Here is a 19,290-nt window from a genome sequence, read left to right as displayed (position 1 = left end):
AGTGATAACTGTGGCAAAGCGCACGATTTTCGCAAATGTGTTAATTGTTGGTTAATGACGTAAATTGTTTTCATAAAATCCATCAAAGCGCCTTTTTTATGAAAAAAGAGGTCATTTCTGTAGTAATCCTACATGGGGAGGAGTAATCTTTACTCAGTGGTCTTACCAGTAGGAGTTGCATCATGTTTCATCCCTTTTCCCTGACTCAGATTATTCTTCGTCGCATCTATGTACTGCTGGTGGGGACTCTGGCTTTCCCCGTGATGCTGTTTCGCAGTGATCGCGCTCGCTTTTACAGTTATCTGCACCGGATCTGGAACAAAACTAGTACCAAACCGGTGTGGCTCAAAATGAGCGAACGCGGCGAGCGGATCTTCTACTAAATCCCCTTCACGCTATTTAAAAAAAAGAGAGACAGCTGCGGCGGTCTCTCTTTTTTTATCTGTCTGCGGCCAGCAGGCGCACCACATTTGAGCCATCTTGCTAGCCGGATATTGTTCACATCTTGTACTTGGCCCTGCCTGTTGGCGGGGCTTTTTTATGTCTGAAGCACCTCTTTTGATGGTGGCGGTAAAGAAGAGTAACGGGATGAAATGCGTCATATGGCGCTTTTCTTGTTCATGAATTGGTGGTCGGAATGAAAAAGTTTATCTGGATAATAGGTATTTTAAATCAACAGCTTACAAATGTTTTTTGAGCTTTTTAATTCTTTTTTGTGTTTTTTTTGAAAGGAAACGCCCCGTTTGCCGGTTCTATTGCAGGTACCCGGTTGCGACAAATCGGGGATATCAGCAACATCCAACGACATCAAAAGGAACATGAACATGAATGTTAAAAAAAGCACTGCTATCGCCTCCGCCCTGACCGGTCTGCTGGCGCTGGGCGCCCAATTTATCGCGGCACCAGCCATGGCTGCCGATGAAAAGGAGAAGTGCTACGGCGTGGTCAAGGCCAGCAAGAATGACTGTGCGACCAAGAGCAGCTCCTGCGCCGGTACTGCCAAGGAAGATGCTCAGGGTGATGCCTTTGTGGTGATGCCCAAAGGGCTGTGCGAGAAGCTGGTCGGCGGTTCGCTGCAACCCAAGTAAGAGACATCGGGCAGGGGATGGCCAGCGGGCCGTCCCCTGCATCTTCTCTGATTGGCGAAAGCGAGTCTTGCGATGAACCCTTTGATTGGTATCGGATTACGCACTCCCCATTACGACGAGATCAGGCAAACGCTGCCGGCAGTCGGTTGGCTGGAGGTGCACAGTGAAAATTACTTCGAACGGCACAGCCACGGTTTTCAGGTGCTCACCGAGCTGGCGCAGCACTACCCCGTCAGTTTGCACGGCGTTGGCATGTCCCTCGGTTCGGCCGACCCGCTCGATCCGCATCATCTGCAACAGTTGGTGACACTGGCCGCGGCGATCAAACCGGTACGGATCTCCGAACATCTCAGCTGGGGCAGCATTGGCGGACGTTACTTCAACGATCTGCTGCCGGTGCCCTATACCCGCGGCTCCCTGCGCAACATGAGCGACAAGATCCAGCAGGTACAACAGACCCTGGGTTGCCGCATGCTGATTGAAAATCCTTCCTCCTATCTGCAACTGGCCGGGGAGATGAGCGAATGGGAATTTCTCGCCGAACTGCAGCAGCGCAGCGAGTGCGGCATCCTGCTCGACCTCAACAATCTCTATGTCAGTGCCTTCAATCACGGCTTCTCTTGCGATGAGTATCTGGCGACGATCGATCTCGCCACCGTCGGGGAGATCCATCTGGCCGGTTATACCGAGAAGCAGCTGCCGGAAGGCTCCCTCTATATCGATACCCACAGCGCCCCTGTGGTGGCGCCGGTCTGGGAACTCTATCGCCAGATCTGCCACAAGCAGGCCATTCCCACCCTGATTGAGTGGGATCTCGAGATCCCGCCGCTGCCGGTCTTGCTGGCAGAGGCGGCGAAGGCCAGTGCCATTCTGGATGAGGCGCGCGCCATGAGTGCGCCACGGGAGGTGGCCCATGGCTGAGCTGGCACAGCTGCAACAGCATTTTGCCGATGGTCTGCTGGGGGCGCCTGACGCCATTTCCCCTCACATCAGCTCCCGGCTCTTTTCTGCCGAGTCTGTGCTGCAGGTCTATCGCAACCACTTCATCCTGAGCCTTGGCGAGGTGCTGGCGAGCAGTTATCCCGCCGTCAAGGCTATGGTCGGGGATGACTTTTTTGCAGCGGCGGCCCGTGGCTTCGTATTGGCCGAGCCGCTCAGGGAAGGGAGCGTCATGCACTATGGCGCCGGGTTTGGCCCGTGGCTTGCCCGCTTGCCAACCACTACCGGATTGCCTTGGCTGGAGGCGCTGGCGCAGTTCGAGTGGCAGCTTGAGCGTGCCAGTCTGCTGCAGCTGGAATCACGCTGCTGGCCAGCCGAGTGTCTGGCCGCATTATCGCCGCAACAATGGGAGCGGCTGCGGCTGTTGCCAGCCACGGATCTGCTGCTGGTTGCCAGCGATTATCCGGTGCTGGCCCTGTGGCAGATGGCGCTGCACGGTGGTGAAGCGGTGGAGGCGCTTGATGCCCCCGTCTGGCTGGCATTGAAGAAACAGCCGGATTGCCGGGTCGTACCCTTGCCCCTGACTGCGGGTGAGTGGGCGCTGCTACAGGGTTGTCTCGCTGGTACGGCACTGGTCGAGCTGCTGGCGGCCGACCCTGCGGCCAGTGAACATCTCACCCGCCTGATAACCCTTGGCCTGCTGGTGGATATGGAGGTGATGCCATGATGGGAAACAAATGGCTGGCGTTGGCCAGCTCGAGTGGCGATTTGCCGCGCTGGAGCAGTGCAGGTGTGCTGTTGTTGGCGCGGCTGTGGGTCGCCTCGGTCTTTATCACTTCAGGCTGGCTCAAGCTGACGGCGTGGGATTCAACCCTCTATCTGTTTGAATCCGAGTATCAGGTGCCTTTGCTGCCCTGGTTGTGGGCCGCCTATCTGGGGACGGCCGCCGAGCTGCTACTGCCGCTCTTCCTGCTGGCTGGGCTTTTTACCCGTCCGGCCGCCTTGCTGCTGTTTGGCTTCAATATCATGGCGGTGATCTCCTATCCGACCCTCTGGCCAGGCGGCTTTTACGATCACCAGCTGTGGGGATGGATGCTGCTGACCCTGACCATCTGGGGCGGCGGTGTGCTGAGCATGGATCACTGGCTGACACGTCGCAGTCATTGATTTATCAGTGATTTGTCCAATGACAAAGAGCGCCATAAGGCGCTCTTTGTCATATATAGTAGCCCACGTTACCCCCATCACAGAGAGTAAGGAACAACCGATGATCATTCGTCAGGCCAGGGGTGCAGATATTCTCGCGTTGGTGGAATTGCGCATGAGGCTTTTTTGCGAAGTAGGGGAGCTGGCGACTCCGCAAGCAGACCCGGCTTTGTGGCAGGCGACCTTTGATTACTTTACCCGGGCTGCGGGAGACGAGAGCGCATTTTCCTGGTTGGCCGAGGCCGCCAAGAAGGGGGGGGATCCGCAGATTGTGGCGGCGGGGACGCTGGCGCTGTTCGTGCGGCCACCCTATCCCGGCAATCTGGCGGGGGTCGAGGGGTATCTGCTCAACATGTATACCCTACCGGAATGGCGTCAGCAGGGGCTCGCCACCGCCTTACTCGATGCAATTACTGCTTATGCCAAAGCACGTGAGCTGGGCAAGGTGTGGCTGCATGCCAGCAATGAGGGGCGTCCCCTCTATGAACGGATCGGTTTTGTCACCAATCCGGACTATCTGGAGTGGCGACCTGGTGCAGGCTAGCCCGTAGATTAGCGCAGCGTAATCGGACGTTCGTGAGGCTACTATCAAAAGTGCCGTAGGGTGCAATGAACGAAGTGAATTGCACCGCTTATTTGGTAACAGAAAGTGTGGAGTCTGGAAGGTCGAGGTGATTACGCGGATGTCCGAATACGCTCCGCTATTCGAACCTACGTGCTCCCCATCTTTGCCAGCTCGTGTTGCGTCATCCAGTACCCCGTTAGCTGTGAGCGGCCAGTTGAGCGAGATAGCTATTTACCTCTGCGCGAGTCGTGAAACGGCGCTTATCGTTTGGGAATCGTTCAAACAGCTCGCGATGGAATTGGCGGGAGCTTTTGCTGGCTCGTTGCCCATATTCCGATGCCCACACCAGCAGTTGTTGAAAGCTCTCTTCGGCTGCCATTGCATCGCGCTGCCTGGCGCTTTGTGAACCGCGCAATAGTAGTGAATCACGGCATACAGACCAGTCGAGATCCAGAAATAGCAGGGTATCGGCGGCATCAAGCAGTTGCTCGGCTAGGGCGCCAAATACCCCTTCGACCACCCATGAGGGTTCTTGAGCAAGTGTTTGAATGGCATGGTCAATTTCATGCTGGGGCCGTTTTTGGTTAAACCCGCCCGGCTGCCAGACAATGGTGTCCAGATTGACCTCGCGGATAGTTAACTGCTCAGCCAATCGAGTCGCCAACCAGCTTTTGCCCGATCCCGAGTTGCCAATAATCAGAATTCGTTTCATCTATGAGCTCTCTTTTTTGGAAAAGATATCTGGAGGTTGGAAAGTAGAGGTGATGACGCGAATGTCCGAATACGCTTCGCTATTCGAACCTACGGGCTGAATGTTGGGTGGGAAGACATTATGACGTGAGAAAACATGAGCCATCTGTTTGCTATTACGTAGTAAACGGTGGACTTCACGTTGTTCAGCACCAATCTACAGTTTCGGTTGGTTGGTGCTGAGCTCGCGAAGCCCAACATATGAGATAACACAGACTGTATCTCTAGTCCTTAGTAAAAAAATTAGTTAAATCGATTTTTAGGTTTTGGTATCTTCAATACATCCCATAACCCTGGATGTATTTCAAAGTTGAATGAATAATTTATTCTAAAGTCTTCATCATTGTATGACCAGTAATAAATGTCACCACCTTCAGATCTTCCACGCCTATAAATGTTTGCTATTGCGCCAGCATCAAACAGATTCTCTAGCATTCCTTTAAATGTTGCTTCATTTTCGAATATAGGATTTACATTTTTTGCTTTAGATAGCGCAAGTTCGTAAGTGAAGCCACGTTTTCCAATTGATGACAAAAAATTGAAATAAATATCTAATCTTTCATCGTCAACATGCCCAACAAGTTCAGACTTTATTTCTCGCCATAAATATGATGAGTATTTTTTTGATGTGTTGGTAAATGTATGACATTCGAAACGGTCCAAATTGGCCCCATAGTCATCCTGAATGAAATTAAGCATTCTTATTATATCTCTTGGTCTCCCTAATGTTCGATGTAGAATATAAATTTTGAAGCTTTCATTAGCGATATGAGTTGGCATGATTTCTTTAAATATTAATGAACTGTCTTTTGACTTGTAATAATTAGACGACATTGATATTTTGTGTGCAAGCATATCAAACAGTTCAGTTTCTCTAGGGTTTGATGCCTCCCAATTTATTGTTAATGAATTGTCTTCAAAAACCCTGTTTATATTTGGTGAGACGAGTTTTTTGATTATATCATTTCTTATTACTGCACAAACCTTTGATTTTATTTTGTACTTTAAAAACAGGTTGTTAACTTTTTCTATTGCACTGATAAAACTTATTAATCCATCTTTGAAATCTCTTGTGTCTGAAAATTTATCATCAAGCTCATCATAAAAGACAATAACTTCTCTATTTGCTTCCAGTAAGGTATGCATGACGAAATTTTTTAGATTCTCTAGGTTTTCTAAGTAACTTCTAATCCCTTCCTTTGCTGTTTCCTCATCTGTTTGTTTTAGTCCAAACCCGAAGTCAAATAATTTTATGCCTAAAGTTTTCTCACCGTGAACTTTCTTAGTCATCTCTATGGTTTTTTCTATTTTTAAATCGCCACTTACATGACCAAAATATTGTAAGAATCGATTCAATACATCTACCCTGCTAGGGTTAAAGTAACTTTCATTACTAACAATATTTTTAGATAAGTTTATATAAATCATCCACTCAAATATAGGTACATATTTTGTGGGTGATACATCTACACCATTAAAGTGACGCAATTCATGAAATACAAATTCTTTTAATGACTCTACAGCGGAAACTTTATTTTCTTTTTTGTATGTAGCACATACGACGTTCGCGAAGAGTGTTTTGCCTGTACCTTTCCTGCCGATTACTACAAATTTTTTAGGATTTAATATTTTCTCTTTTGAACTGTTAATATCATAATAAAAATCTTTAAAATCATCAAGGTGTTGTATCTCATTTTCACCATAGGTCTCACCAAGTTTTATAACATTTAGTTTTGGTCTCATTTTATTCCTATAATTTCTCTGTTACTGTTGTTTTTGGGGCGTATTTGATTCATTGCATTATTTGGCAACACGAAAGTACTTCAACTGATAAATTGCAATTGTATTATATCTATGTTTGATTATCTGAATTTCATAATGGTTAAGAATCTTCATCATCTTACACAAGATATGGTATTAAATTATCTATGAACCTTTCGGTAGACATCGTTGTTATTGAAGTCATACAGATGCTGGTTGGAGAAAATAAAAAATGGTATTTTGGCGACAATATTTTGAGCAATAACATTACAGAGATAGGGGTAAAAATTCACGCTACCGCCCGTGGATTACAGCCTCCAGCCTGCTGCGGTTATCCGGCGATGTGGTGGATGGCGAAACGGCTGCACAGGGTTATCTCTGCAAGAGTGGTTGCCAAGTGGAGCATATTAGTCGAGAGAGGAGCAGGGTAAAACCGCCGTCGGGCAAAAACCTGCCAAAGATCAATAAATTGCTCATTAAGTGGGTGTTATTTGTCCGCTTGGCGCTCTGAGCGCAAGCAGAGCTTCATTTCTTGCCGGGTGCTACCGCCACTCAATACTCCAGAAACTTCTCCCCGCAGCGTTCGCAGATCAGATGTTTTACATGGGTGGTCTGGTAGGCCAGTGTTTCACCAAACGCCCAGTTGGTGATGCTGCTGGAAGTAAAGGCTTGCCAGAAGGCTTTGCGCGGATCCTTGGGCATGATGTCCTGGCTGTGATCGCGGGCGACCAGCACCACGATATGGCGGGTACGTTCCCTGCATTTGTCACAGCGATGGATTTCACTCGGCGGGTTCTGGTCGTGCGGGTGGCTCATACATTGGCTCGTGAAGTGAGGCAGGTGCCCATCATATTCCTCTCCACTTGGCTCTCAATCTCTCCTTGCCGGCGCAGTGAGCAGCCTCACGTTTTGCGCTGCTGCAGGCTTGTCCAGCCAGCTCAGGCCGACTCCCGCTTCTGCGGTTTGCTGGTGAGCAGTGATGATATGGCAGGTGGGGCGAGCTCGGGCTGCCCAGCCAGCTCAGGCCGACTCCCGCTTTTGTAGGCTGGGGGTGATGATATGGCGGTTGGGGGCGAGCTCGGGCTGCTGCATCCGGGTCAGCAGTCGCCTTGCCGCCTGACGGCCAATCTCCCGCGCCGGTGAGCTGACGAAGGTGAGGGCAGGGGTGGTGAGTTCCGCTTCCGCGACGTCGTCAAAGCCGAGCAGGGCCACCTGCTGGCCGATGTAGTTGTCCTTGCCCACGGTGCGACCGCTCGCCTCCACCCCGTAAATGCCGCCGAGGGCCACCTCGGGGTAGTGGCAGAGAATGGCGGTCACCTTGGGGTGCTGGTGCAGCAGCTGGGCGATGGTGTCGGCTGCGCTGCGCTGGGTGCGCTCGCATTCGAGTACCCACTCCGGTTTGAAGGGGAGGCCGTATTGCAGCAGGCTGGCGCAGTAGCCGCCGATACGCTCGGCACGGGTGAGGGAGTCGGCCCGTCCGCCGACGTAGGCGATATGGCGGTGGCCCTGTTCGATAAGGTAGGTGGTGGCCTGCTGGGCGGCGTGGGTGTTGTCGGGGCCGATAAAGTCCACGTCATCACGATAGTAGGAACGGGCGGCGCACACCACCGGCAGCTCGGAGTCGATCAGGGTCTCCAGCGTCTTGGCCGCCGCGCCGCGCACCGGATTGAAAATGATGCCCGCCACCCCTTGGCGCGACAGGGACTGGATGCTCTGCTGCAACCGCTCCGGGCTGTGGCCGCACTGGGTCAGAAACAGCAGGTAGCCCTGCTGCTCCAGCACCTCGCTCACCCCGGCGGTCACTTCGGTATAGAAGGGGTCGGTGATGTCTCGCAGGATCAGCCCCACCAGATTGGATTGCTGGCTGCGCAGGTTGGCGGCGGCGCTGTTGGGCACGTAGTCGAGCTGCTTGATTGCCTGCTGCACTCTTTCGGCGGTGGCTGGCGAGATGCGCCCCTTGCCGTTGAGCACCATGGAGACGGTAGTGACCGAGACTCCCGCCAGCTGGGCGACATCGGTGATCTTGACGTTTTTCGAGACGAGCGGTTTGGATGGCATAGGGCGAACGGGGTGCGATGGCTGGTTGAGTGCGAGGCACCAGCATACCTGCTCAGATGCTCAAGTGAAACGTTACATCACCGTTGGGCCGATCCGGCTCACAAATTTGGATTTCCCTGCCAGCCAGCCCCCTCATTCTGTGATCCTGTCGGCACTTGTAAGTTGATAAAACGTTTTATCATCCAGCAAAACCTGATGCTGACCCGCGCCTCTGCTTCGACATTGCTTCGAGCTGAGGGAGGGCAGCCACAGACATTGCTGTTTATTCACAAGGAGCCGTTTCATGGCCAAGCCTCAAGCCAAATCCACCATCTGGGAGTTCCTGCAGAGCCTCGGCAAGACCTTTATGTTGCCGGTCGCCCTGCTGGCCTTCTCGGGCATTTTGCTCGGTGTCGGCAGCTCGCTCACCAGCGATGCGGTCAAGCAGAGCATGCCCTTCCTCGACAATACCGTGCTGCAACTGCTGTTCCTCTGGATGACCAAGGTGGGGCTGGTGGCCTTTATCTACCTGCCGGTGATGTTTGCGGTGGCCATTCCGCTGGGGCTGGCGCGGGAAGAGAAGGGGGTGGCAGCCTTTGCCGGTTTCGTCGGCTATGCAGCGCTCAACCTCTCCATCAACTTCTACCTCACCGTGGCCAACGTCATCGGTGACGGGGCGGCGGAGAAGGCCTACGGGGTGAAATCGATCCTCGGCATCAGCTCCATCGACACCGGGATTTTGGGGGCCATCATCGTCGGGGTCATCGTCGCCAAACTGCACGCCCGTTTCTACACCTACCGGATGCCCGATGCGCTCGCTTTCTTCGGCGGTGCCCGCTTCGTGCCCATCATCACAGTGCTGGTGTTGGGGGTGGTCGGTCTGGTCGTGCCGTTCGCCTGGCCCTGGTTTGCCGCTGGCATCAACGGTATCGGTGCGCTGATCTCCCACGCTGGTCCCTTCGGCCCCTTCCTGTTCGGTACTGGCGAGCGTCTGCTGCTGCCGCTTGGCCTGCACCATATTCTGGTGGCGCTCATTCGCTTTACCGAAGCGGGTGGCACTCAACTGGTGTGCGGCAACGAGGTGAGTGGCGCGCTCAACATTTTCTACTCCGAGCTTGCCTGCGCTGACACCACCGGTTTCTCGGTCTCTGCCACCTCTTTCCTCTCTCAGGGCAAGATGCCTGCCTTCCTCGGCGGTCTGCCGGGTGCGGCGCTCGCCATGTATCACTGCGCACGGCCGGAAAATCGCGGCAAGATCAAGGCGCTGCTGGTCTCCGGCGTGGTGGCCTGCGTCATCGGCGGCATCACCGAGCCGCTGGAGTTCTTGTTCCTGTTCGTGGCGCCGGTACTTTACGTTATTCACGCCATCCTGACCGGGCTCGGCTTTATGACCATGGGGCTGCTCGGCGTCACCATTGGCAACACCGACGGCAACCTCATTGATTTTCTGGTGTTCGGCGTGCTGCAAGGCACCGCCACCAAGTGGTATCTGGTGCCGGTCGCGGCTGCCATCTGGTTTGCCATCTACTACAGCGTGTTCCGCTTCGCCATCGTGCGCTTTAACCTGAAAACCCCGGGCCGTGAAATTGAGACCAGCGAGGCTGCCCAGCCCGCAGGCAAGAAGGCAGGCAACAGCGGTTACAACGGTGAAATCATCCTCAACGCCTTGGGCGGGGCTGATAACATCCTGGCGCTCGATAACTGCATCACTCGCCTGCGGATGTCGGTGCAGGACATGAGCCGGGTCGATGACAAGGTATTGAAAGCGAACGGCGCCATCGGGGTGATCAAGCTCGACGAGCACAACCTGCAGGTGGTGATCGGCCCGCAGGTGCATCTGGTGAAAAACCAGCTGCAGAGCCTGATGGGGGCCTGAACCGGCCAATAAGATCCGAACGGGGGGCGCAAGCCCCCTTATTTGCCTCTCCCAATATGTCTCCTGTTTATGGAGGGAGAAACTTCATGCACGATATTTATGACTTCGACCGCGTGGTCGACCGCTACGGCACCTACTGCACCCAGTGGGACTATGTGGCCGACCGTTTTGGTCATGCCGACCTGCTCCCCTTTACCATCTCCGACATGGATTTCGCGACCGCCCCCTGCATTCGCCAGACCCTGGCAACCCGCCTTGAGCACGGGGTATTTGGCTACAGCCGCTGGAATCACGACGACTTCAAGGGGGCGGTAAGCGACTGGTTTGCCCACCGTTACGGCGCGAGCCTCGACCCCGAGACGCTGGTCTACGGCCCTTCGGTCATCTATGTGATTGCCCAGCTGGTGAGCCTCTGGTCGGCGCCGGGCGAAAGGGTGCTGGTGCATACCCCCGCCTACGACGCTTTCGGCAATATGCTGGCCGCCAACGACAGGGTGCTGCTGCCCTGCCCGCTCAAAAAAGAGCAGGGGAGTTACCAGATTGACTGGGCCTGCTTCGAGCAACAGGCTGCTCGCCCCGATTGCCGGATTTTGCTGCTCTGCAGCCCTCACAACCCTACCGGCCGGGTCTGGACGCGGGATGAACTCGGCCAGATGGCCGCTATCTGCCAGCGCCACGGGGTCAAGGTCATTTCGGACGACATCCATATGGATGTGAGCTTTGCCCGCTATCTGCCGTGGAGCGAGGTGGCGCCGGACGATCACTGGGCGTTGGTGAGCTCGGGCTCCAAATCCTTCAATATCCCCGCCCTTGGCGGCGCCTACGCCTTTATCGCTAACGCACAGGCGCGGGCCGCCTATCTGCAGCGGCTCAAGGCGGCTCATGGGCTATCTTCCCCACCCATTCTCGGGGTGTTGGCCCATATCAGCGCCTATCGCGATGGCGGTGTCTGGCTCGATGCCCTGAAAAGCTATCTGCACGACAACCTCGCCCATGTAGCGGCGCGGCTCAACGCCGCTTTCCCCGCCATCGACTATCGGGTGCCCGAGGGAACCTATCTCGCCTGGATTGACCTGCGCGGCCTTGGCATCGACTCCACCGAACGGATGAATGAATTGCAAACCTTGCTGGTGGAGAAATACCGGGTCGCCATCATGCGCGGCGACACCTATGGCCCGGAAGGCAACGGTTATATCCGCCTCAACGTCGGCTGTCCGCGCTCGAAAGTTGATCAAGGACTCGACGCCCTGATCGGCGCGCTGGGGGAGGTTGTGTAAGGATTGATGCTTCTGGCTGGATGAGGCGTTGACTCATCCAGCCGGTGACCTTGATGGAGGCGTTCGGCTCGGTTACCGCGGGCTCAGAAGGTGGCGATTAAGGGGCTATTACGAGTGACCTGAGCTTGAATGTCTTGGCACAACATCTGAATGTGGGGCTCATCAATCTTCTCGCGGGGGATATAAATGCCGATAGTCCCCTTGTTGTACTCTTCCCCCATTTGCAGCGGGCAGATACCTAAGCGGGAAAAATAACCAGCCATGCTCACCGGATAAGGCATGACAGCATTGCTGCTATTGACAATATCAATACTGGTGAGCAGGGAGTTGCTGCTGTAAATGATTTTGTCATTCAATTTCATGGCGGCGCGTTCCTGTTTTTTTCTCGCCAAATCATCGACCAGATGCAGATATTTATCCTCATCCGGCGTCACCAGCAGGCTGGGATAATCCACCAGATCCTGCTTGCTGCATATTTTCCCTGTGAGGGGATGGCCCGCTCTGACAAATACCCCATCATGAGAAATAAATAGCGGGATAAATATCAGGCTGTAATTTTTGGCCAGCCCGTGAATTTCATGTCCGAGAAACAGATCGATATGATTGCCCAACAGCAGATCGAGCAGGCGCAGATGGTTGCCGACTTCAATGTTGATGGCGCAGGATTGGTTGGCTTGCTGATAGCGGGCGCTGACAGGTTGCAATACCGGCTGCCACCACGCATGTCCGGTGCCCACGTTCAGCGGCCGCGCGGTGCGCTCGCGCAGGGTGGCCAGCTGCCTGAGGGTATCATCGTAGATCCGCTGCATTACGCGCGCCTGCTCCAGCAGCAGCTCTCCGGCGGCGGTAAGCGTCACGCCGCCAGCGTGTCTGACTAGCAAGGTCGTCTCCAGACTCTCCTCAAGCTTTTTCATGTTGTGCGTCAGCGTCGGTTGGCTGAGCCCCATTTTCCTGGCTGCCAGACTGACATTTTTGTGGGTGGCCACTTCAATAAATTGTCTTAGATGTTTGTCCACTAACATGGCGTCCGGTCATGGTCTGGTGGTGCGCCAAGCTAGTGTAATCACCATGGGCTGTCAATTATTCCCCTTCGCTGACGGGCTATTTTTTATGTGGCTCCCTTCACGTTGTACCCAATTCATTTTTGCCATTCGATAGCCGGTTTGGTGCGGGCGATCACGTAATTTTACCTGGTTATAGATGTTATCTATGTCGCTGGTGTCGCGGTCTATTTTTCTGGTGAATGCTGACCACGTAGACTGGCAAAAACAGTTTTACTCAATGCTGTTTCAATAAAAAAACAAAAAAGTAACGAAGGGAAAATATGAAAATTCGTCCATTGGCTTTATCCGTGGCGTTATGCTGCGGCGGGGTTCTTTTGTCCGGTTGTAACGACAGCTCATCCAGCGGCAACGATAACGAGGTCAAACCCGAGGTGAAGGCGCCCTGGGATTTTGATCTCTATATGGTCGGTGAATTTAGCGGCTGGGGCCGTGAGGAGAAGTTCAAACTGACCTTCAAGGAGGGGGTCTATCGTCTGGACAACCTGAAGATGAACTCGGGTATGTCCCCCTTCAAAGTGGCTGGCCCCGAGTGGACCAAATATCCCGATTTCTCTGCGGACTCTCGCAAGGAGACCAGCATCTTCCCCGGTCAGGTCTACCCCATGTACTACCAGAACAACGGGCAGAACAACCGTCTGGTGGTGACGGAAAAGGGGCTGCTCGACATTCAGGTCAAGGTGACCAAGGCCGATCTGGCTGCACCGGCCATCGAGTTCTCCATGGTCCGTGATGACCCCAATTACAGCGAGAGCCTCTATCTGAAAGGGATTGATGGCAATCTGGAACCCGTGCTGCAGATGGTCTATCAGGGGGACAAGCAGTATGTGATGGTGGCCAAGCTGACTGCGGGTGAGCATAAGATAAAGATCGCCTCCGCGCAGGAGGGGATCGGGTTTGGGCTCAATGGCGTCATTGCATTGAACAACCCGGTCAAGATGCAGCGCTGCGATGCCCAGTGCCAGCTGGCAACAGTGCGGGTGGAGCTGGAGGGGTATTACAAGTTCCTGCTGGATGCCAGCCAGGATGAGAACGCCCCCCTGTTGCAGGTCAGCGTTGCAGGGGAGGGTGACCTAGGCATGATCAATCCCCATGAAGGGCATGAGCTGATCGAGAAGCGCGAGTATGAGACCTATAAACCCGGGGTGAAGGAAACGGCAACCTTCTCGGTCAAGCAGGCCAGTGACGAGTATCGTAGCTACGCGCAATCGACCACTCAGGAGCTGCGTGATCCGGGCGAGAACTTTACCACCTATCAGGAGCAGTCCGATCTGCCCCGCTTGCGATCCGGCAACATGGTATTTGATGCCCTGTTTGCGCTGGCAGCTCACGAGATGCGCCAGAATAGCGTGGCTCAGGTCAAGGATGGCAGTTACAAAGGTGGGCAGGCGATCCCTTGCGACTGCTTTGAAACCGGCGCCAAGTGGCATTACGTCTGGACACGGGATCTCTCCTACGCCACCGATCTGGGGCTGGGGGCGCTTGATCCCCTGCGGGCGCGCAACTCTCTGCAGTTCAAGCTCTCTGATTTCAGAGCCGAGCTGAAAAGCGAGCTGGACAGTTTGATCCCGCAAGGACGCCAGATCATTCAGGATACCGGTACCGGGGGCAGCTGGCCCATCAGTACCGATCGCATGAGCTGGGCCCTGGGGGCCGAGCGGGTGCTGGCCGCCCTGCCGGATGCCGAGCGCAGCGCGTTCTTGCCCGAGGTCTTTGAAGGGCTGAGCAACACCATAGAGAGTGATCGTCTGGCCGCTTTTGATAGCGCAGATGGCCTCTACGTGGGGGAGCAATCCTTCCTCGATTGGCGCGACCAGACCTATGCCAAGTGGATCACCGCAGATATCGCCCACATCGGCATGAGCAAATCCCTCTCCACCAACGTGACCCACTATCAGGGGTTGCTGCTGGCCGCGCGGGTGGCGGGCGAACTGGATCGCGATGAGCTGGCGAGCCGCTATAACCAGTGGGCGGGCGAGCTGAAACTGGCGATCAATCGTGCTTTCTGGCTGGCTGACGAGAAGATGTATGCCAGCCTGATCAACACCAGTACCGATCAGAGCCCGGCCTACAAGTTCGATCTATTGGGGGAATCCCTCGCCATTTTGGCCGGTGTTGCCGATGAGGCGCAGGCCAAAGAGATCATCAGTCGTTACCCCATGGGCCCTTATGGCGCACCGGTCTACTTCCCGCAGCAACCCGATATGCCGGTTTACCATAACCGCGCCATCTGGCCCTTCGTCTCCGCCTACGGGCTGAAGGCGGCGGCCCTGGTGCAGAACGTTGCCGTGGTCGATCACCATATTGACTCCCTGATGCGCGGCGCCGCGCTGAACCTCTCCAACATGGAGAACCTCGAGTGGCTCTCCGGCCAACCCTCCCTGATGGATCTGACCCACCCCGATTTGACGGGGCCGGTGATCAACTCCCAGCGCCAACTTTGGTCTGTCGGGGGTTACCTTGGCATGGTGACCGACACCACCTTCGGCTACAAAGTGGAAGAGGGGGGGATCCGGATCAAGCCGTTCATTACCTCCCACCTGCACCGCTTGATGGGGGCCAAGCCTGAGGCTGCGCTCAAGGGGTTGAACTATCGTGGCAAGCAGATCGACATCGTGCTGCACCTGCCGGAACTGGGCGGGGAGGGCAGTTACTATCCGGTGCAGAGCGTGACGCTCAATGGCATCCCGGTGGGCGAGCAGATCAGTGAAGGGATGCTGGCCGCCAGCAACCGGATTGAGGTGACGCTTGGTGCCGCCGTGGCGGACGATCAGGGGATCCGCCTGATCAAGGATGTGGCGCCGCTGGATGTCGAGAATCGTCAGGTATTTGCACCGACCGAGCCGACCCTGCTCGGGGTTAGCGAGCAGAGTGGCAAGCTGGTTGTTGTCCTGCAGGACCATGTCAACAAGGGGGCGCTCAGCTACAACATCTATCGGGATGGCAAGCTGGTGGCTTCCGGGCTGGATCGTGCGACCAACTGGGTCGACGACATGGTGTTACAGCCGGGCCAGGCCTATTGCTACAGTGCCGAGGCGGTCTATCCGGAGTCCGGAAACCGCTCCCATCATGCCAAGCCGGTTTGCTATCAGCCTGCGCAGCAACATATCGCCATCGATGGGGCCAATGTCTCCCATACCGGCAGCGTGAGCGCCGCCGATGGGAGCATTCCTGTCCCTCATCTCAAGGATTGGGGCCGCCCCGACGACAGCTTGTTGGTGCAGGGGGTCAAGCTCGATGGCAAGCGCACCATTCGCCTGCAATACAGCAATGCCCAGCATGCTATCAATCTGGGGGTGACCAACGGGGTGAAACGGATCTCGGTGGTGAGCGGTGGCCAGGTGGTCGCCAGCGGCATGGTGCAGATGCCCCATGTGATGAAAGAGGGCGACCTCAAACCGCTGCGTGACTCGACGCCGTTCGTGGTGGATCTGCCCGCCGGGGAGTATGACATCCGGGTGAGCGATTTTTACAACATGAGTTACCTGAAGGCGAACGACACCTACAACGATGCAGGCGGTCAAAAGGGCGCGGTCAATCTGATCGATCTCGCCAGCATCACTGTCTCGGCCCGCTAAGCGGTCAAACAAAACGGCCAAACAAAACCGCCCCGGACATCCGGGGCGGTTTTTATTTATTGCCGCTTTTATTCTCACCACTGTGGTCTGTGCGGGCGAGCAAAGGCTCAGCGATAGCGGCCACGTACCGAGCTGCTGGCACGGCCAGCCATCTTGATCAGGCTCTGGCGGGTGTGCAGGTGGCAAAGGGCCACACCGAGGGCATCCGCTGCATCCGCCTGCGGGGTGGCGGAGAGTTTCAGCAGATGGGTCACCATATGCTGCACCTGCTCCTTGGCGGCGCCGCCAGTGCCGACCACCGCCTGCTTGATCTGGGTGGCAGAGTATTCACTCACCGGCAGATAGGCGTTGACCGCGGCGACGATGGCGCTGCCCCGGGCCTGCCCCAGTTTCAGCGCCGAGTCGGCGTTGCGGGCCATAAAGACCCGCTCGATGGCAAACTCGGTGGGTTTGAACTGGGTGATGATCTCGCAGACCCCGTCATAGACCTGCTTGAGGCGCGCTGGCAGTTCGCCACAATCGGTGCGGATGCAGCCAGAGCCCAAGTATTCGGCCTTGCCGCCCACGACCCGGATAACCCCGTATCCGGTGATCCGCGAACCCGGATCTATGCCCAAAATAATGCTCATGGGTGTTGATTGCTCTAAAGGCGAGTGATGGTCGCCAAGATAGCAAACTGCGGCCAGTTTGGCTGCACACTGTATGTACGAACAGTAAAAAGAGGGCTTTAATGTGACAAAAACGGCCCCGAAGGGCCGTTGCGTCATAACAGAGTGCTGTCAGGATCAGGCTGCGTGATCGACCTTGTGTGGCTGGGAGAATCCTTCCAGCTCGCCCGGGGCGAAGTTGTCTACCTGGATCGCTTCGTAGCGCAGGGCATCGGCGGCCAGCAGTTTGTCCGCTTCGTCCTTGCTCAGGATGGAAGCGGCCAGCGCGGCGGCAACCAGCTCCGGCAGGGCCATCTTGCGGGGCAGTTTGCCCTCTTTCTGGGCCTGCACCAGCTTCTTCTCGTAAGGCTGTACCGAGACCATGGCCTGGAAGGCGCGCTCCATCAGACCGACCGGATCCGCATCGTCCTTGCCCACATAACAGAGGGCGGTCAGACGGTCGCGGAACTCGCCCGGCTTCATCATGGCCAGACAGATGGCGTGGCAGCGATCGTCTGCCGGCATCTTGTAACCGACGCCGAACGGGAACACCACCCGCTTGAGCACGGCACCTACTACCTTGTTCGGGAAGTTCTGGAAGAAGCCCTCGAACGCCTTGCCAATCAGGTAGAGGTTGCGCTCCACCGCGTACTGCACGAACGGCAGATCGGAGACCATGCGGCCCTGATCCTCGTAGTGCTTGAGGGTAGAGGAGGCCAGATAGAGGTGGCTCAGCACGTCACCCAGACGGGCGGAGATCATCTCCTTGCGCTTGAGATCGCCACCCAGCATCAGCATGGAGACGTCGGCACACAGGGCCAGCCCTTTACTCATGCGGGACAGCTGCTTGTAGTAGCGGGCGGTTTCGCCAGCCACCGGCGCGCTGTTGAACTGACCCAGGGTCAGCCCCTGGAACAGGGCGCCGAAGAAGTTGCCGGTGCCGAAGGCGATGTGCTTCATTAGCAGGGCGTCAAACTTCTCGAGACCGCGCTCCACGTCGGTGTCAGCCGCTGCTTCCAGCTCGGCAAACACGTACGGGTGGCAGCGGGTGGCCCCTTGCCCGAAGATCATCAGGTTGCGGGTCAGGATGTTGGCCCCTTCCACCGTGATGGCCACCGGAATACCCATGTAGGCGTAGCCGGTGTAGTTTTTCGGACCGAGCTGGATGGCACGACCGGCGTGGATGTCCATGGAGTCATCCATGATCTGGCGCGCCATCTCGGTCATGTGGTACTTGGAAATCGCGGTGACGATGGCCGGTGCCTGACCCAAGTCCAGGGAACCTGCGGTCATGCGACGGGCCCCTTCCAGCTGATAGGTGAGGCCGCCGATGCGGGCCAGCGCCTCTTGCACCCCTTCAAACTTGCCGATGGACATGCCGAACTGTTTGCGCACGTAGGAATAAGCACCCACGGTGCGGCTCGCCATATGACCGCAAGCGGTGCCCAGAGCTGGCAGCGAGATGCCGCGACCGGCGGAGAGGCACTCCACCAGCATGCGCCAGCCACGGCCAGCATAATCCGGGCCGCCGATGATCCAGTCGAGCGGGATGAACACATCTTTGCCGAAAGTCGGGCCGTTCAGGAACGCCAGACCCATGGGGTAGTGGCGATCGCCGACGCGCACGCCCGGGTGGCTGGTGGGGATGAGTGCGCAGGTGATGCCGAGCTCTTCCTTGTCACCCAGCAGTTTTTCCGGGTCATAGAGTTTGAACGCCAGCCCCAGCACGGTAGCGCGCGGCGCCAGGGTGATGTAGCGCTTGTTCCAGTTGAGGCGAATACCCAGCACCTCTTCACCCTTGTGCATCCCTTTGCAGACGATCCCCTTGTCAGGGATGGCGCCCGCATCGGAGCCCGCTTCCGGGCCGGTCAGGGCGAAGCAGGGCACCTCTTTGCCATTGGCCAGCCCCGGCAGCCAGAAATCTTTCTGGGCCTGGGTGCCGTAGTGCATCAGCAGCTCGCCCGGGCCGAGGGAGTTGGGCACCATGACGGTGACCGCCACGCTCAGGCTCTTGGTGGCGATGCGGGTGACGATGGTGGAGTTGGCAATCGCCGAGAATTCGCGGCCGCCGTAGGATTTCGGAATGATCAGGGAGAAGAAGCCTTCCTTCTTCAAGTAGTCCCACACCGGCTCCGGCAGGTCTTTGGTTTCGTTGACGATCTTGAAGTCGTCAACCATGGCGAGCAGGGTTTCGACCTGATTGTCGATAAAGGCCTGCTCTTCGGCGCTCAGTTCGGCCTTGCCGTAACCGTGCAGTTTTTTCCAGTCGGGGTTGCCGCGAAACAACTCGCCATCCCACCAGACGGAGCCGGCTTCCATGGCCTCCCGCTCGGTAGCTGACAAGGGCGGCAGTATCTTTTTGAAGATGCCGAACACCGGACGGGTTACCACCTTTTTACGGATGGAGGGCACGCCGAGCACAACGGCTATCGCCAGCACCAGCAGGACAAGCAATGTGATCATACCGAAGTTCCTTCTATTTCACTGTTTCCGTTGATTTGTTGT

The 19,290-nt window shown here is 55.9% G+C and carries 17 protein-coding genes; 10 read left to right on the top strand and 7 right to left on the bottom strand.

Annotated features, from left to right (window positions below; genetic code table 11):
• Positions 1 to 182 precede the first annotated feature (182 nt).
• From BN4575_RS03100 to BN4575_RS03075, 6 genes are all read left to right on the top strand, one after another.
• Positions 183 to 383 (top strand): YbfA family protein, encoded by a 201-nt coding sequence (locus tag BN4575_RS03100; RefSeq protein ID WP_042020622.1) that lies wholly within the window; start codon positions 183 to 185, stop codon positions 381 to 383.
• 441 nt (positions 384 to 824) lie between these two features.
• Positions 825 to 1,088 carry a BufA1 family periplasmic bufferin-type metallophore gene (locus BN4575_RS03095; RefSeq protein ID WP_068977094.1) on the top strand — a complete coding sequence of 88 codons (264 nt, stop codon included), beginning with the start codon at positions 825 to 827 and terminating at the stop codon, positions 1,086 to 1,088.
• A 72-nt stretch (positions 1,089 to 1,160) separates the two neighbouring features.
• On the top strand, positions 1,161 to 2,009 hold the full coding sequence (locus tag BN4575_RS03090) for an MNIO family bufferin maturase (protein ID WP_068977093.1): 849 nt from the start codon (positions 1,161 to 1,163) through the stop codon (positions 2,007 to 2,009).
• Complete coding sequence (locus BN4575_RS03085; RefSeq protein ID WP_068977092.1) at positions 2,002 to 2,754, top strand: HvfC/BufC N-terminal domain-containing protein; 753 nt, start codon at positions 2,002 to 2,004, stop codon at positions 2,752 to 2,754. The genes BN4575_RS03090 and BN4575_RS03085 overlap by 8 nt, the downstream gene beginning before the upstream one ends.
• The gene (locus BN4575_RS03080; protein ID WP_042020629.1) at positions 2,751 to 3,194 is read left to right on the top strand and encodes a DoxX family protein; all 444 of its coding nucleotides are present in this window, start codon (positions 2,751 to 2,753) and stop codon (positions 3,192 to 3,194) included. Before BN4575_RS03085 ends, BN4575_RS03080 begins: the two co-directional genes overlap by 4 nt.
• Positions 3,195 to 3,294: 100 nt before the next feature.
• Positions 3,295 to 3,777, top strand: a complete 483-nt coding sequence (locus BN4575_RS03075) for a GNAT family N-acetyltransferase (protein ID WP_068977091.1) — start codon at positions 3,295 to 3,297, stop codon at positions 3,775 to 3,777.
• Between the two features lie 217 nt (positions 3,778 to 3,994).
• Here BN4575_RS03075 and BN4575_RS03070 read toward each other — a convergent pair whose 3' ends face one another.
• Complete coding sequence (locus BN4575_RS03070) at positions 3,995 to 4,510, bottom strand: AAA family ATPase (protein ID WP_068977090.1); 516 nt, start codon at positions 4,508 to 4,510, stop codon at positions 3,995 to 3,997.
• Between the two features lie 281 nt (positions 4,511 to 4,791).
• Positions 4,792 to 6,291: a P-loop ATPase, Sll1717 family gene (locus BN4575_RS03065; RefSeq protein ID WP_068977089.1), complete on the bottom strand. Its 1,500-nt coding sequence runs from the start codon at positions 6,289 to 6,291 to the stop codon at positions 4,792 to 4,794.
• Positions 6,292 to 6,476: 185 nt separating this feature from the next.
• Between BN4575_RS03065 and BN4575_RS03060 the strand changes: the two genes are divergently transcribed.
• Entirely contained in the window at positions 6,477 to 6,740 is a 264-nt protein-coding gene (locus BN4575_RS03060; protein ID WP_068977088.1) for a hypothetical protein, read from the top strand.
• A 121-nt stretch (positions 6,741 to 6,861) separates the two neighbouring features.
• On the opposite strand, the gene BN4575_RS03055 is transcribed toward BN4575_RS03060, so the two are convergent.
• The gene (locus BN4575_RS03055) at positions 6,862 to 7,125 is read right to left on the bottom strand and encodes a hypothetical protein (RefSeq protein WP_043850394.1); all 264 of its coding nucleotides are present in this window, start codon (positions 7,123 to 7,125) and stop codon (positions 6,862 to 6,864) included.
• Positions 7,126 to 7,329: 204 nt separating this feature from the next.
• The gene (locus BN4575_RS03050; RefSeq protein ID WP_068977087.1) at positions 7,330 to 8,367 is read right to left on the bottom strand and encodes a Mal regulon transcriptional regulator MalI; all 1,038 of its coding nucleotides are present in this window, start codon (positions 8,365 to 8,367) and stop codon (positions 7,330 to 7,332) included.
• Between the two features lie 283 nt (positions 8,368 to 8,650).
• On the opposite strand from BN4575_RS03050, the gene malX reads away from it, so the two are divergent.
• Positions 8,651 to 10,222 carry a maltose/glucose-specific PTS transporter subunit IIBC gene (malX, locus tag BN4575_RS03045; RefSeq protein WP_068977086.1) on the top strand — a complete coding sequence of 524 codons (1,572 nt, stop codon included), beginning with the start codon at positions 8,651 to 8,653 and terminating at the stop codon, positions 10,220 to 10,222.
• A gap of 86 nt (positions 10,223 to 10,308) precedes the next feature.
• The gene (locus tag BN4575_RS03040; RefSeq protein WP_068977085.1) at positions 10,309 to 11,499 is read left to right on the top strand and encodes a MalY/PatB family protein; all 1,191 of its coding nucleotides are present in this window, start codon (positions 10,309 to 10,311) and stop codon (positions 11,497 to 11,499) included.
• Positions 11,500 to 11,582: 83 nt separating this feature from the next.
• On the opposite strand, the gene BN4575_RS03035 is transcribed toward BN4575_RS03040, so the two are convergent.
• Positions 11,583 to 12,515, bottom strand: coding sequence for a LysR family transcriptional regulator (locus tag BN4575_RS03035; protein ID WP_083220984.1), 933 nt, complete (start codon positions 12,513 to 12,515; stop codon positions 11,583 to 11,585).
• 521 nt (positions 12,516 to 13,036) lie between these two features.
• Here BN4575_RS03035 and BN4575_RS03030 point away from each other — a divergent pair.
• A complete protein-coding gene (locus BN4575_RS03030) occupies positions 13,037 to 16,138 on the top strand; it encodes a hypothetical protein (protein WP_068977124.1) in 3,102 nt (1,033 codons plus the stop codon).
• A 107-nt stretch (positions 16,139 to 16,245) separates the two neighbouring features.
• Here BN4575_RS03030 and ruvC read toward each other — a convergent pair whose 3' ends face one another.
• Both ruvC and BN4575_RS03020 read right to left on the bottom strand, forming a co-directional pair.
• Positions 16,246 to 16,767 (bottom strand): crossover junction endodeoxyribonuclease RuvC, encoded by a 522-nt coding sequence (gene ruvC, locus BN4575_RS03025; RefSeq protein ID WP_033136529.1) that lies wholly within the window; start codon positions 16,765 to 16,767, stop codon positions 16,246 to 16,248.
• Between the two features lie 156 nt (positions 16,768 to 16,923).
• On the bottom strand, positions 16,924 to 19,248 hold the full coding sequence (locus BN4575_RS03020) for an acyl-CoA dehydrogenase (protein ID WP_068977083.1): 2,325 nt from the start codon (positions 19,246 to 19,248) through the stop codon (positions 16,924 to 16,926).
• Positions 19,249 to 19,290: the final 42 nt, after the last annotated feature.

This window comes from Aeromonas sp. EERV15, assembly GCF_900079845.1.
GTDB lineage: Bacteria > Pseudomonadota > Gammaproteobacteria > Enterobacterales > Aeromonadaceae > Aeromonas > Aeromonas sobria.
This window is presented reverse-complemented; position numbering and strand designations above follow the sequence as displayed.